The organism is Photorhabdus sp. RM96S (assembly GCF_042879335.1).
GTDB classification, from domain to species: domain Bacteria; phylum Pseudomonadota; class Gammaproteobacteria; order Enterobacterales; family Enterobacteriaceae; genus Photorhabdus; species Photorhabdus kayaii.
On record NZ_JBHFKT010000017.1, the window covers coordinates 59,816 to 74,250 of the forward strand.

The 14,435-nt window shown below is 37.6% G+C and carries 11 protein-coding genes and 4 pseudogenes; 7 read left to right on the forward strand and 8 right to left on the reverse strand.

The window, feature by feature from the left end:
• Positions 1 to 14: 14 nt before the first annotated feature.
• Positions 15 to 148: pseudogene (locus ACGF49_RS11980) on the reverse strand (type VI secretion system contractile sheath small subunit); the annotation flags it as partial.
• Between the two features lie 591 nt (positions 149 to 739).
• Between ACGF49_RS11980 and ACGF49_RS11985 the strand changes: the two are divergent.
• Positions 740 to 886: a hypothetical protein gene (locus ACGF49_RS11985; RefSeq protein WP_158536597.1), complete on the forward strand. Its 147-nt coding sequence runs from the start codon at positions 740 to 742 to the stop codon at positions 884 to 886.
• Positions 887 to 1,113: 227 nt separating this feature from the next.
• On the opposite strand, the gene ACGF49_RS11990 is transcribed toward ACGF49_RS11985, so the two are convergent.
• Both ACGF49_RS11990 and ACGF49_RS11995 read right to left on the reverse strand, forming a co-directional pair.
• Entirely contained in the window at positions 1,114 to 1,554 is a 441-nt protein-coding gene (locus ACGF49_RS11990; protein WP_113043514.1) for a hypothetical protein, read from the reverse strand.
• Positions 1,555 to 1,942: 388 nt separating this feature from the next.
• Positions 1,943 to 3,166 (reverse strand): MFS transporter, encoded by a 1,224-nt coding sequence (locus ACGF49_RS11995; RefSeq protein WP_113043515.1) that lies wholly within the window; start codon positions 3,164 to 3,166, stop codon positions 1,943 to 1,945.
• Positions 3,167 to 3,583: 417 nt separating this feature from the next.
• Between ACGF49_RS11995 and ACGF49_RS12000 the strand changes: the two genes are divergently transcribed.
• The 3 genes from ACGF49_RS12000 (at position 3,584) to ACGF49_RS12010 (ending at position 7,992) form a co-directional block, all read left to right on the forward strand.
• On the forward strand, positions 3,584 to 4,522 hold the full coding sequence (locus ACGF49_RS12000) for a fucose-binding lectin II (protein WP_387491121.1): 939 nt from the start codon (positions 3,584 to 3,586) through the stop codon (positions 4,520 to 4,522).
• 424 nt (positions 4,523 to 4,946) lie between these two features.
• Positions 4,947 to 5,987, forward strand: a complete 1,041-nt coding sequence (locus ACGF49_RS12005; RefSeq protein ID WP_113043517.1) for a fucose-binding lectin II — start codon at positions 4,947 to 4,949, stop codon at positions 5,985 to 5,987.
• A gap of 556 nt (positions 5,988 to 6,543) precedes the next feature.
• Positions 6,544 to 7,992 (forward strand): flavin-containing monooxygenase, encoded by a 1,449-nt coding sequence (locus tag ACGF49_RS12010; RefSeq protein ID WP_387491124.1) that lies wholly within the window; start codon positions 6,544 to 6,546, stop codon positions 7,990 to 7,992.
• Positions 7,993 to 8,053: 61 nt separating this feature from the next.
• Here ACGF49_RS12010 and ACGF49_RS12015 read toward each other — a convergent pair whose 3' ends face one another.
• The 4 genes and pseudogenes from ACGF49_RS12015 to ACGF49_RS12030 all read right to left on the reverse strand — a co-directional run bounded on the left by ACGF49_RS12015 (position 8,054) and on the right by ACGF49_RS12030 (position 10,468).
• Positions 8,054 to 8,614: a rhomboid family intramembrane serine protease gene (locus ACGF49_RS12015; protein WP_228902898.1), complete on the reverse strand. Its 561-nt coding sequence runs from the start codon at positions 8,612 to 8,614 to the stop codon at positions 8,054 to 8,056.
• A 211-nt stretch (positions 8,615 to 8,825) separates the two neighbouring features.
• A pseudogene (locus ACGF49_RS12020) lies at positions 8,826 to 8,999 on the reverse strand (IS630 family transposase); the annotation flags it as partial.
• A 140-nt stretch (positions 9,000 to 9,139) separates the two neighbouring features.
• Positions 9,140 to 9,376, reverse strand: a pseudogene (locus ACGF49_RS12025) (ISNCY family transposase); the annotation flags it as partial.
• A gap of 129 nt (positions 9,377 to 9,505) precedes the next feature.
• Positions 9,506 to 10,468 carry an Rpn family recombination-promoting nuclease/putative transposase gene (locus ACGF49_RS12030; protein ID WP_387491128.1) on the reverse strand — a complete coding sequence of 321 codons (963 nt, stop codon included), beginning with the start codon at positions 10,466 to 10,468 and terminating at the stop codon, positions 9,506 to 9,508.
• A gap of 877 nt (positions 10,469 to 11,345) precedes the next feature.
• On the opposite strand from ACGF49_RS12030, the gene ACGF49_RS12035 reads away from it, so the two are divergent.
• From ACGF49_RS12035 to ppxB, 3 genes and pseudogenes are all read left to right on the forward strand, one after another.
• The gene (locus tag ACGF49_RS12035) at positions 11,346 to 12,308 is read left to right on the forward strand and encodes a fucose-binding lectin II (RefSeq protein WP_113044128.1); all 963 of its coding nucleotides are present in this window, start codon (positions 11,346 to 11,348) and stop codon (positions 12,306 to 12,308) included.
• 97 nt (positions 12,309 to 12,405) lie between these two features.
• Positions 12,406 to 12,832 (forward strand): annotated as a pseudogene (locus tag ACGF49_RS12040) (fucose-binding lectin II); the annotation flags it as partial.
• 94 nt (positions 12,833 to 12,926) lie between these two features.
• Positions 12,927 to 13,949: a photopexin PpxB gene (gene ppxB / locus ACGF49_RS12045; RefSeq protein ID WP_113044126.1), complete on the forward strand. Its 1,023-nt coding sequence runs from the start codon at positions 12,927 to 12,929 to the stop codon at positions 13,947 to 13,949.
• A gap of 71 nt (positions 13,950 to 14,020) precedes the next feature.
• Here ppxB and ACGF49_RS12050 read toward each other — a convergent pair whose 3' ends face one another.
• A complete protein-coding gene (locus ACGF49_RS12050; protein ID WP_191214969.1) occupies positions 14,021 to 14,164 on the reverse strand; it encodes a hypothetical protein in 144 nt (47 codons plus the stop codon).
• Positions 14,165 to 14,435: the final 271 nt, after the last annotated feature.

Sequence of the window (14,435 nt, forward strand, 5' to 3'; positions counted from 1 at the left end):
CTCCCAACGCGCTTGTTGTTGTAATTCCCCATGACCAGCAATTTCAACGGTAGCTCAACCTTTTTCCGTGCACCGCCAGTATGTAAATCCAATTTAATATTAATACGCAACGCGACTTAGAGACTTCATTTTGAAAACTTGCAGTCATTGATGGCTCCTTACTACCAAAAACAGAATAAAAATATCATGTGTCACAGCATGATATTTTTATGAAATAACACGCTTTATCAGATAGTTACGAATCAGACAATTAGACAAACAGCAAATATGAGGGGGATGAATAATGGCATCTCAATTGACGAATGGCTTAACAAAACAACCGATGCAAAATAACCTCAAACTATACTCACGCTAACGAAAGAATTACCGTAGAAAACATCCAACAAAGAAAAAATTAATCTTGTATAGATAATAAGAGGTACAACCTCAACAGAAGTTAAACAAGACAAAATTAAATAAAAATAAACAAAATTCAGGAAATCCTTAATGACATTTCGTAACCAATTATAATTGTTACTATTTTTAATTCTTAATTTGTTACAAATTGTAATAATCTGTAATAACCAGTAAAAATATGCAATAAATATCGGATAATTGTTATTATTATTTCACGACTTTATTTTATCTTCTTTGCTAAAATGAGATTGATTATTAATTACATTATTAATTATATATCCTATGGATTTCAAGATGCATCGCGACGGCAAGGGAGTGAATCCCCGGGAGCATAGATAACGATGTGACCGGGGTGAGCGAGTGCAGCCAACAAAGAGGCAACTTGAAAGATGACGGGTATATCAATATCTCCATCAACCAGCGTATTAACCTATACACAGTACAACTCACTTCATTAAGCAGATTTGTTCTTTATTACAATAAACGGTAAACGAAATAATTTAATGAAATAGATATTAGAGAGATAAACGATTTCTACGCGTATCAGCATTTCAATAATTTAATTATTAGTTCAAATAAAAACTTGCCTAATAGTCAATCAACCGAACTATCGACAAGGTAATCAAAAATACTGAACAACACGCGGAGAAATGCTTTCATTTCAATAAATGTCTATTGGTACAGCACATTATCCGATATATTCAATATCTCATAATGCTATATCATTTCCAGATCAATATTATTATCATTAAAATTCAACGTCAGTATCTTATTTCCTCCACCTCGATTATTACCAGAGATCTCTAATGCATTATCGTAAGTGAATTCCCTATTTATAGAATACTTAACCGCATTTTCATTCGGTGGATTACAATAATCCTGAAATATCCAAATATTAAATTCAAATTCAGATTTAAATCCCCTTTCAGTATAGATATGAATGGCTTTATTAGGTTCATATTTATCACCTATCCAGGGAGCCCATAAATTGCCATGCCATTCAGACATTTTATCCACAGAGAATCTTTTCCTGACAATATATCCATGTTCAACGACAACTTTACAAGGCATTTTATTATAAATAGATTTAATATTTGTTACTCCTGCGATAATATTAATAGCTGGTTTATTCTGAGTGTTACTTAATTTTCGTTCCATTTTATTCACCTATATCAATTAGTAAGTTAAATAATAATTTTGATAGGATTTATACCCTATGGATTTCAAGATGCATCGCGACGGCAAAGGAGCGAATCCCCGGGAGCATAGATAACTATGTGATCGGGGTGAGTGCAGCCAACAAAGAGGCAACTTGAAAGATAACGGGTATATAATAACTTCATCCTTTCGCACACTATAATCCAGCATTGACCTAAATTATCCTTTCAACATTAATTTCCCCCTGTGACATTACACTTAAAATAACATTAAATTATTATTAATCACGCCTATCCTCTTATATCAATGATTAGCCTTAAATTAAAATATAGCGCAAAATATATATTTTATCATTAAGGCTAGCTCACATATCTATCGTTATTTTCCCTTAATTGCTATGGTAAACATTATCCACTAAATTTTTCGTCCCTCTTTTCATCATCCGGGCTAATTTTATTACGTATATAGGTAATACCAGAGCGCTAACCATAGTCAGTATGAAAATAGGCCGCACGTTCTCAGCAATAATCTCCTTACCATCTAAGAAAATGGAGGAGAAGAAGAACACCACGCCGGCTCCTAAATTGGAAAATGCCATCTGGAGAGCACCAAAACCCGCACGATTTTCAGGGGTCGAGGCATAGGAAGCGAGCACATTTGCAGCCATCACCTGTACATAAGTCGCGAACATAAAAAGTGAGAAGAAAACGTATCCATTTATTTTTCCCGTTAATCCCAGAAAAATATTAACAATAAATAACGTCGCCGCGGCAATGGTAATTCTCTGAGGAGGGTATCTATCGCAAAGTTTCCCGGTTAAATAAGTACCCAACCAAGACGCGATACCACCGCAAAAGAATACCAGTGAGACCTGATTTTCCGGGATATAAAATACATTGGTTAATAGCGGAGCAAGTATCGGAATAAGCATGAAGGGACTAAAGTTACTGACGCCGCTTGCCATTCCAGCTAATGTTATTTTTTTGGTCAGCACAATTTTGTTCTGATTATTTTTTACTTTCTCTGTTCCTGGGATAAAGAAGAGGATCAGAGGCAAACTTACTATGCATAAAATAACGATAAATAGAAAAGAGACTTTCCAGTTAAAACTCTCGGCCAAATATAAACACAACGGTATACCTAAAATACTCACAAATGAAAAAGATGAAAACGCAATTCCCAATACCCTTCCCCGCATACTTTCCGGGGAGTTATTCAGTAAGATGCCAATTCCTACTCCCAATGTCACCCCACCAAACAGACCGGCAATGATACGTAACAGAATAAGTTGGTATGGTTCTGAGGAGAAAATCGTCAGGAACGTAATCAGGCCGAGAAACAGGGTGTTTAAAATGAGAACCTTTCTTTTATTAAAACGATCAATAAAGAAAAAGGATGTCAGGCCAGAAAATACCGAGGAGAAAACATAAGCACCGGCAATAACCCCCGCCATCGTAACCGGCATGTGAAAATCTTTCGACATATAAACAAAAAGCGGCGTTACCATCATGTACTCTAACGCATTAATAAACTGAACTAATGCGACAACCACTGCAATAATAACTATATTATTAGTTCCAACTACCTGATTATTTCCAATTAACTTCGACATTATGAGTCCCAATTTCTGTTGGCTTAAATTTCATCGACACAGTAAGCAATTTACATCACACGCAGAGCAAAAAAAAGCACTATGTATCATCACAGTAAGTGCCTGACGTAATCAGACTTGGGATAGCGGGTAATGGTAAAGCAGAATAATCAAGCAACAACAATTTCAACAACCTATTCATTGTCAGAAGTAAGTAACAAAGGCACTGTCTTTACCGAATAATCATTAGGGTTGATACTCAATCGGCAAGCGTTTATCGCTACTGCTATCCCGACTAAGAATCACAAAAAGTAAAGCCCCCTATTTATCACAATGGCTCAACTTAAAGAATTATGGGGCGGTAATAGGGTGAGCTCAGAATAATTTCAAGGGATATATCAACGATCATAAACACATAACAAACTTTCTGGAGAAATTATGGCGAATATACTTAAATATGGTGATACCGTAAAAATATTAAATAGTTTCAGAAACTGGGATGGTGGATATCTTAGTGTATATGGAACGAGTGGTATTTCAGATGGAAAATATACCGTGATAACCACCACTCAAGCCGGAACATTCTGGCGAATTGAATCAGCAACGGGCAAACCCATCGGCAGTGAAGTTATTAACAATGATACTATTTTACTCTACAATCTTTATCAATGTGACGGCGGCTACTTAGGCCATTATGCAGCATCAAATCAACAGGTTCCAGAAGGCGAAATATACCCGATACATACCTCAAATAAAAACATCCGTCCAGAAACATTAGAGTGGATTATTTATTCTGACATGCCATCTATTGATGGGAAAATCAAAGAAGATGAAAGTATTACGCTATATAACCGTTGGGGAACCAGAGGCTTTCTCGATACTAATGGTTGGGTTGGAGTCCCTGAAACAGTATGTCATGTATATACTTCTGCTAATAACCTCCGCAAACCTTATACCGGCCTGTGGAAAATGACACAAGTTAAAGATCCTTGTCTCCCGGTTACCAAACCCTCCAATTGCGCCGGAGAATGCGGCACTAGTGACGGCGGTAAATATTGCTTCCAATTACCTCAAAGTATTCGATTTGGTCTGATAGCTTATACTAATACAACTACCCATCAACAAACAGTAAAAGTCTATATTGACGATCTTCTGGTAGATACATTCACCGGCAAAGGAACCGATACCAAAGCTTATACATCAGGTACAGGAAAAGTTTGTATCGAGATTATCGGGGATGGCAAACCCTGTAAACTCCGTTACTCCTATAATACCCTTGACGGAAAACCGGGAACAGTCACTATTGGTGCTGAAAATGACGCTAATAATAATTACAATGACAGTGTGCTGGTATTGAATTGGCCACTGGTGAATTAGTTTAAAATACCCTGTTAATTTCACCACAAAAAATTATTAATAAATTAAAGCGGTGTCATATGCCGCTTTTTCATATAAAAACATTATCAATCTAATATGTTTTTAATATGTTATTATTAAAACGCAAAATAAAATTAAATAGAAATATAAAATAGTGATTTACACCTGAATTGCACAATATAATCCTTACCCCATAGTATATATTTATATTTTTTAAAAAAAACAACATCATTAAATAAATAAATAATTTATTAATATATAACATTGCCATAATCTATCTTTTATATTAATTTTCAAAGCGTAAACTTTTCTGTTTCGACAAATAGTCTTAATATCATTGTTAATATATTTTATCTATGAACAGTAAATTTAACAAATATGCAAAATCAATGACAAATTTAAAAACCATGAAGGATATATATTAATGAATACATCCAGTTATCTTTTTCTTAACTCGGAAAATATTAAATACAATGAAATATCTGGTCAGAATGGAGTATACGCAGGCTATCCCCAACCTGTCAGTAAAGATTGGCCTAATCTTCCTGTCGAATTCCAAAGACATATTGACGATGTGATTAATTTAAATGGTTATTTATATTTCTTTAAAGGATCGCAATATCTTAAATTCGACATCGCAAAAGCTCAGGTAGCTGAGGGACCTAAACCCATTGTAGAAGGATGGCCGGGATTAATAGGAACCGAATTTGAAAATGGAATAGATGCAGCTACGGAATGGATCGATATAAAAAAACCTAACATCACCGATGTCATTTGTTTCTTTAAAGGCAGCGAGTGTATCGATTATACTGTAAGTTCACATACGATTAATAAAAAAACTATTTCAGAAAAATTGGGAGCAACTGGGAAATATTCAGAATTCAGTACAAATCTGGATTCCGCAATTTTATGGAGGACTCGTGGATACCATTATATCTTCATTTTCAAAGGTAACTCTAATATCCGATTTAATCTGAAATTAAATGCTATCGATGGGGGACCAACGACCCCTAATAAAATTAATTGGCTAGGAGTTACCTTCAACAGAATTCAATCTGCGGTATCAGTTGATACAGATTTGTTAGGTAATCAAAACTGTGGCGGAACATGTGGTAATAATGACACCGGTAACTACTGTTTCCAATTACCGCAGAGCACCAGATTTAGGCTAACAGCCTACACGAATACTGATGTTCATCAGCAAATGATAAAAATCTATATTGACGACATTCTGGTAGATACATTAACCGGCAAAGGAATTGATAACTTAACCGCCACAAAATCTTACTCATCAGGTACAGGTAAAATCTGTATTGGGATTACAGGGGACGGAAAACCCTGCAAACTCCATTATGCCTATAATACTCTTGATGGAAAACCCGGTTCAGTCATTATCGGCGCTGAAAACGGCACCAAGAATAATTACAATGATTGCGTTGTGATATTGAATTGGCCGCTAGTGTGAATGACACATGCTTTAGAAATTGCACCACAAACAAAAGTAAAATATCGCATCCCTGAGAGATAAGGCTGTTCGGTTAAAACACTTGAACAATTTCACATGTTTAAAATAATTCAGAGAATATCTTCTTCTCTGGATTATTTTATCGAATTAACCGAAAAATACCCCTATAAATGGCTAGGATCTAAACTTTGGGAAGATATTCAATCACTGATCTCTCCGCTAAGTTCTATCAGATTCACTTCGAAATCCTTTCATCATGCAATATCGATCCAAACGCAGGCAGAAATGCTTGAGCAAATTTCTGGTTGTATTTTTTTCATCTATAACGTGACTTAAACATGGTTCCCAATATTCATATTGAAGGATTGAAAATATTCTCAGGCTAATTATTTATTTGTGGCGTCAGAGAATATTGACATGTTAAACGCTTATAATGAGCAATGTAAGACTAAAGCGATCTCATATTACTATGCTACTGTCAGTGCCGATAAGAATCACGTTGCTTTAACTAGGCAAGTTTCAACTGTTTAAAAAATACATTGCAGGAGAAATAACAATGGATAACTATTATGATGTTTTGATTATTGGCGCGGGAGTTGCCGGCATTGGTGTAGCATGTCATTTGACAAGGAAATGTCCTAATCAGAAGTTTATTATCTTAGAACGTCGCCAGAGGATAGGCGGTACTTGGGATTTATTTCGCTATCCCGGCATTCGCTCAGATTCAGATATGATGAGCTATGGCTATGAATTCCGCCCCTGGACAGACACCAGTATTTTTGCCGATGGGCCCTCAATTAGAAGTTATATCAATGCAACGGCAAAAGAGTATGAAGTTGATAAGAAAATAGAGTTTGGGCTAAAAATCACTCAGACTGACTGGTCAAATACGACTCGCCAGTGGACCGTTACCGCGATTGACGAAATCAGTGGGGAAACTCGGCAATTTACCTGTCGCTTTCTCGTCGCTGCAACAGGTTATTACAACTATGATGAGCCTTATTTACCTAAATTCCCCGGCATTGAAGATTTCAAAGGCCCGGTAATTCACCCTCAACTCTGGCCTGAAGAGTTGGATTATAAAGGAAAACGGGTTGTTGTCATTGGTAGTGGTGCAACAGCAGTTACTTTACTACCTGCAATGGCACATGATACTAAACATATCACTATGCTACAGCGCTCTCCCAGTTATATCTTTTCAATGCCTGGAAGGGATAAGATAGCAGAGCTTTGCAAAGGCATTATTCCACAGCGCTGGATTTACACATTGAGCAGAAAGCGCAATCTTTTTCTATTTCGCTTAATTTATAAAATAAGTCGACATTTACCTACATTATTGAAAGCGTTTTTACTGGCATTGGCTCGCAAGCGCGTCGGCCCAGATTTTGACATGAAGCACTTGACGCCAAAATACATGCCATGGGATGAACGGCTCTGTCTTATTCCCAGCAATAACCTATTCAAGGTACTAAAAGAAGGTAAAGCCTCTATTGCTACTGACCATATTGTACGTATAACTGAAAACAGTATCTTATTAAAATCGGGCAAAGAATTACCCGCAGATATTATTGTTACAGCAACTGGGCTGAAATTACATTTTCTTGGTGGAATTGAACTCTCTATTGATGGGCAAAAGCAACAAAGTCATGATCGCATGCTTTATAAGGGAACGTTGATACAAAATATCCCTAATTGTGCCTGTGTATTTGGTTATATCAATAACGCTTGGACATTGAAAGTTGATCTATCTGCGGATTATATCTGCCGTTTATTGAACGAGATGGAGCGTCGCGATGCTACCGTTGTGACACCACATGCTCAGCCAGGTGAGATGCAGGAGGACGAACATATTTTTGGTGCTTTGCGATCTGGTTACGTAAAACGTGCAAACGACTCGCTTCCTCGTCAGGGATATAGTTCAAACTGGCAGATTCCACATGATTACAAAAAAGATAAACAAGTTTTGGGTCAGCCTATAGATGATGTCGCGTTGCAATGGAAATAACCGCCCGAAATTAATAATTATCTGAAATGGGGATAATCTACTTATCCCCAATACCATAAAACTAATGGCTCGTTATTACCCATCGCTTCGATAGCCAAGAGAAAACCAGCCCAGATATCACGCCAAAAATATGACCTTCCGTTGAAATATTCGCTTGCCACGGTAACAAGCCAAACACAATCCCACCGTAATATACAAACACGAGAATCGCAAAGAAGAAATCTTTTACTCTTCTCAGGAAAAAGGCGTTAGCCAGCAACAATCCCCACAAACCAAAAATCCATCCGCTGGCGCCAATATGAATAGCCGTGCGCCCAAATAACCAAACTAATGTTCCTCCCATAAAGATAATAAACAGGCTGGCTAGCACATAATAACGAATGGAGTGTGCCATCAATAACGCACTCAAGACTAATAATGCGGGAAGATTGCTGAACAAGTGCCCCCAGTTACCATGCAGGAATGGAGATAGTGGAATACCAATTAACCCTTGAGCATATCGGGGAATGATACCGAAATGACTTAATGCACCACCAGTTAAAGTATCAAGCAATTGGGTTATGATCAGTATTACTGCTAACCCTATTAGCATATGAAAGCGTTGTTTTAGCCCTGTTTTCACCGTGTTGTTGCCTTATGATTTATGGGAAATCAAAATAAACTTTATCTCAATAAAGGTATTATGATCAAAGTTGACACTACGACCACCACTATATCCCGAAAGTTTGGAATTTAACAGTTTTGATGTAAAAGCTAAATTCTATTTTGACACAACCAATTCGGTTTGGTGATAAAAAACAATCATAAATAACTTATATGGACCCCCACTCTTTTTATTCTCTGCTATTCATGTAGGGGGATGAATTTAAAAACGTTTTCACTTTCTCAAGCAACTGCCACATATACTGACAGCCATGATTTCGTGTCACCGTTTCATGCAAGGATTGCTACAGACGCTCAATTTTATTCAGCCGGGGAGAATAAACAGGTAAAAACAATAGGTTAAAGATACCCATTTATGTCAGTAATAATAGAAGGTGCTGATGGATAATTTTATGTTTAATAAGGTGTCATTTCGCTCCCTATAAATAAGAACAAAAATGCCGATCTTGAATATCGGCATTTTACTGTGAAAGAGAAGATGAATTTAATGCTTTAACGCTTCAATTTTATCCCGGCTCAGTCCAGTACTGGTGACAATAATGTCCAAACTCACGCCATGCCATAATAAGGCACGAGCCGTTTCCAGTTTACCTTCTTCTCGGCCTTCTTCTCGACCTTCTTCTCGGCCTTGCTCAATGCCTTGCTTGATACCTTGCTCGCGCCCTTTTTGTTCAAGCTGTTCTGCAATAGTCATCAACATCGTTTCATGCTCCGGAGATTGTTACTTCAGTCTGACCGGTTTCAGCTTCGCCGGGAAAACGTAAAAGTCCCTTGTATAGCCATCATCCTGAATAAGAACAAAAATGCCGATCTTGAATATCGGCATTTTACTGTGAAAGAGAAGATTAATTTAATGCTTTAACATTTCAATTTTATCCCGGCTCAGTCCGGTACTGGTGACAATAATGTCCAAACTCACGCCATGCCGTAATAAGGCACGAGCCGTTTCCAGTTTACCTTCTTCTCGGCCTTCTTCTCGGCCTTCTTCTCGACCTTCTTCTCGACCTTGCTCAATGCCTTGCTCAATGCCTTGCTTGATACCTTGCTCGCGCCCTTTTTGTTCAAGCTGTTCTGCAATAGTCATCAACATCGTTTCATGCTCCGGAGATTGTTCAATCAGTTGATGGACAAAGTGTGAGAGATCCAGCGTATGTCCATTCAGTAAAATATAGCGTAACACCACATTGCGCTGCTCAGTTGTATTATACCCTGCATTCAAGAGCTCCACCAATTGGAGGAGCCATTCCTGCATATCCCGGCAGCGGATGTGTTTTTGCACCAGTTCCATCAGGGCAACCCCTTTATGCGTCAGGATCTCTTCATCGCTGAGCACGCTGACGTCCACCAACGGAAACGCCTGACGGTATAAGCGAGCAGCCTGTTCGGGGAGCGTAAAACAATCCAGCCACCGGTTTGAGTAAGGATACGGCCGAACCTCACCATGATAAAACAGCAGAGGCGCCACCAAAGGGAGTTCAGTATGGCCTTTTTTCAGGTGAGCCGCCATGGCTAACATGGCATAATACATCAGCCGCCAGGCCATTAACGGGTCAGGGGTGGATTGATGTTCAATCAGACAATAAATATAGCCCTGTCCCCGGGCAGTTTCAACCGAGTACAGCACATCACTGTGCAGTTGACGTAAATGCTCATCCACAAAACTGCCGGGCTCCAGTTTCAATGTGGCTAAATCACACAACAACTGGATTTCTTCGGGCAGATAAAGGGATAAAAACTCCCTGGCCGTTTCGGGCTGCGTTAAAAAATGCTTAAATAACGCGTCATGGTGAGGCCGTTTTTCTTTCTTTGCCACAATCTGTTTCTCTGTCTTATCAGTTAGTCATTACCACTCATTGTCAAGGTATATACCCGTCATCTTTCAAGCTGCCTCTTTGTTGGCTGCACTCACTCACCCCGGTCACATAGTTATCTATATTCCCGGGGATTCGCTCCCTTGCCGCCGCGATGTATCTTGAAATCCATAAGGTATAGTATTTCTACCAAGTCACAAAAAACATTGTCTCAGATTTCCTCAGGCAAATCTTTACCGAATGCATTAATAGAAGAACCTAAAGAATCAAATATCAGAAAAGTAAAAATGAGAAAACATTATATTTACAACAACTACTTTATGAAAGCCATTCATTTCAATGAGTTTTTAACTTGCATTCGCACAATAATAATCCCTTTATCAAAATATCGATTATTTATATTTTCGTTAATCTTTTATATTCAGATCGAAAAAATTGGACTGAGTTCCATCCAGATGATCTATTAGGTATAAATGTTATTTATATCAAAGTATCAATTTATTAGAATTGTATCCTTCGTGTCAATAAAAATTAAGTTTTTATTTTTCTATCGTTATTAAATCAAGCGGTATAATGAGATTTCCCCACAGTTCAAGATAGAAATATAGTAAATTAAATGAAAGTAATTTTAGTGATATATTCATTGTCAGAAGCAAGAAACAAATCCTCTGCCTTTCTTCAACAACCATTAATATTCATAATTAATCCAAATCAAGCGTTAATCATTTTTTTAGGATTACAAAAAAGTTGAGCATTTCGCTGATTTTAATAACCTATTCTGAAATAACCCATAAAATTATGAAACAGAATAATTAAGCCAGGGTAATTTCAGTGTCATACTCATTGTTAAAAATAAACCACAAACATTAAGGATAAATTATGGCGGATATACTTAAATATGGCGATACAGTAAGAATATTAAATGGTTACAATAACTGGCAAGGAGGATATCTCAGTACACATGGAAGTAATGACATCCCGGGCGCAAAACATAACGTATTAACTGTAGCGCCCTCCTTTTCTGATCTAGGGGTAATATGGCGAATACAATCAGGAACAGGAAAAGCTATCGGCAGTGAAATAATTAATGATGATATTATTTTGCTTCATAATCTGGCTTTCTGCGATGGTGGTTATTTGGGATATTATGATGGCCCAAATCAACCGGTACCAAGTGGAGAAATACACCCGATAGTCACATCTGATATAAATACATATTCTCCAAAAACATTAGAGTGGATTATTTATTGCGAGACACCTTATTCTATAAAGGGAAATATCATAGAAGGAGCAATTATCAGCCTACATAATCGATGGGGAAATAAAGGTTTCCTTAATAGTTATGGTAATGCCAACAAACCAAACACGTTATATGGTGTATCTCTTTCTGGTAATAGCGCTCGTAAAGTACATAAGGTAGACCAGTGGAAAATGGAAAAAATCAATGACCCTTGTCCGCCTACCAAACCCTCAAATTGTGGTGGAGAATGTGGTACTAGCGACACCGGTAAACACTGTTTCCAATTACCTCAAAGTATTCGATTTGGCCTGACAGCTTACAATAATACGAACATTCAGCAAACGGTAAAAGTCTATATTGACGACCTTCTGGTAGACACATTAACCGGCAAAGGAACAAATAATCCGATGGCGACCAAAACCTATACATCAGGTACAGGAAAAGTTTGTATTGAAATTGAAGGAGATGGCAAACCTAGCAAACTGCGTTATTTTGATAATACCCTTGATGGGAAACCGGGAACAGTAATTATCGGTGCCGAAAATGCCACCAATAATAATTACAATGATTGCGTAATAATGTTAAATTGGCCTCTGGTGTAAGTTAAAAATATTTTGGTAAATTTCACCATAAGCTAAAATAATATTTAGCAATCAATTAAAGCGGTATTATGCCGCTTTTTTATTATAACTGGAATAAAGATGGAGAATTACCGAGGAATACGCGAAATTTAGTGCAAATTTAGATGCAGCTATTTTATGGCGGAACATGTAGGATTAATAACACCGGTAAACACTGCTTTCAACTACCTCAAAGTATTCGATTTGGCCTGACTGCCTACGTAAATAGTGATGCTCATCAACAAACAATCAATGTCTATATCGACGACCGATTAGTCGATACCTTAACCGATAAGGGAATAAGTCACATAACGGATGTTAGGACCTACACATCAGGTACAGGCAAAGTCTGCATCGAGATGATAGGAGAGGGTAAACTCAGCAAACTCCGTTATTCCTATAATACACTCGAAGCAAAACCGGGAACAGCCATTCTCGGCGCTAACAATGGTTCCAATGACAATTATGATGATAGTGTGGTAGTGTTGAATTGGCCATTATCATGAGACAAAAATATATCACTGTGATATCTGAAAATAGAAAATCGAGTAAACACATCAGAATGACATTCAGATTAACCATTTATTAAGGATATAAAAAATGAATTCAAAGACCTATTTCTTTCTTAACTCAGAAAACATTGGATATAACGACTCAGAAGATAAAGCAGACACGGGTTATCCCCAAACTATCAGCAACGATTGGCCTGCTCTCCCTATCGAGTTTCAAAAAGATATTGATGATGTGATTAACTTAAACGGCTCATTATATTTTTTTAAAGGCTCGCAATACCTTAAATTCGATATAGCCAAAGCCCTGGTGATTGATGGGCCAAAACCCATTATTGAGGGATGGCCGGGATTGAAAGGTACCGGATTTGAAAATGGTATCGACGCAGCCACAGAATGGGTGGATACAAAACAAGATGTTGTCTGTTTCTTCAAAGGCAGAAATTGCATCGATTACACCGTCAGTTCACACATGATTAATAAGAAAACCATTTCAGACCAGTGGGGCACTATCGGGAAATATGCAGGATTTAGTGAAGATCTCGATGCTGTTATTTTATGGAAGAATACCGCCGGCTCTACTATTTACTTTTTCAAAGATAGTTATTACATCCAATACAATACAAAATCTCATGTTATCGATGGTGAACCCTCCTTTATTCAAGCTTACTGGAACGGAGTCACTTTCAAAAAAGTTCAAGCCGCCGTATCGGTTGATATCGATTCGTTAGGTAGCGAGTATAGAAACTGTGGTGGAGTATGTGGCAGCACTAACACCGGTAAACACTGTTTCCAGTTACCTCATAATATAAAGCTTAGCCTATCAGCCTATGGCAATACTACCCATCAGCAAACGATAAAAGTGTATATTGACGATCAGTTAGTCGATACATTAATCAGCCAAGGCGCCAATAGTGTGTTGGGCTTTAAAAATTACTCATCAAGCACCGGCAAAGTCTGCATTGAAATGATAGGCGACGGTAAACCCTGCAAACTCCGTTACGCCTATAACACCCTTGACGAAAAACCGGGAACAGCCATTATCGGTGCCAGCAATGGAGGCAATAATAATTACGATGACAGCATAGTCGTGTTAATTTGGTCACAGTCCTGAATCAAAAAGCAAAAATACAATACGCTGGCAACATCAGTAGAGATGACATTTATCAATAAATTAAAGCGGTATTATGCCGCTTTTTTCTGTATACCACGCAAATATATCCGTAAAATGATACCGTTTTTGCTGATATGAATATGGTTAAAAACAGAAAAAACATGGTTTACCTCTTCAAGTAACATGATAACAGGCCAAAGTCGGCTATCCGCCAAATAGTCCCCTATCCGATAAAAATTAATTTTTTGATCTTTTCTTTTCCTATCTCCCATTGCTATGAATATTCAGCAGTGCAGGAATTCGACCCTATTTTAGGTCCACAAGGGATCAGATAAAAAGCGAGATAACCTGTTCATGACAATAACTTAACCCTGAAATAACGCCAGAAGTTATGCACTAATAGCATAATCGGAGGGAAAGTCATTTCAGGGTAAGCATCAGTTGTTTGAAAGGCATATACCCTATGGATTTCAAGATGCATCGCGA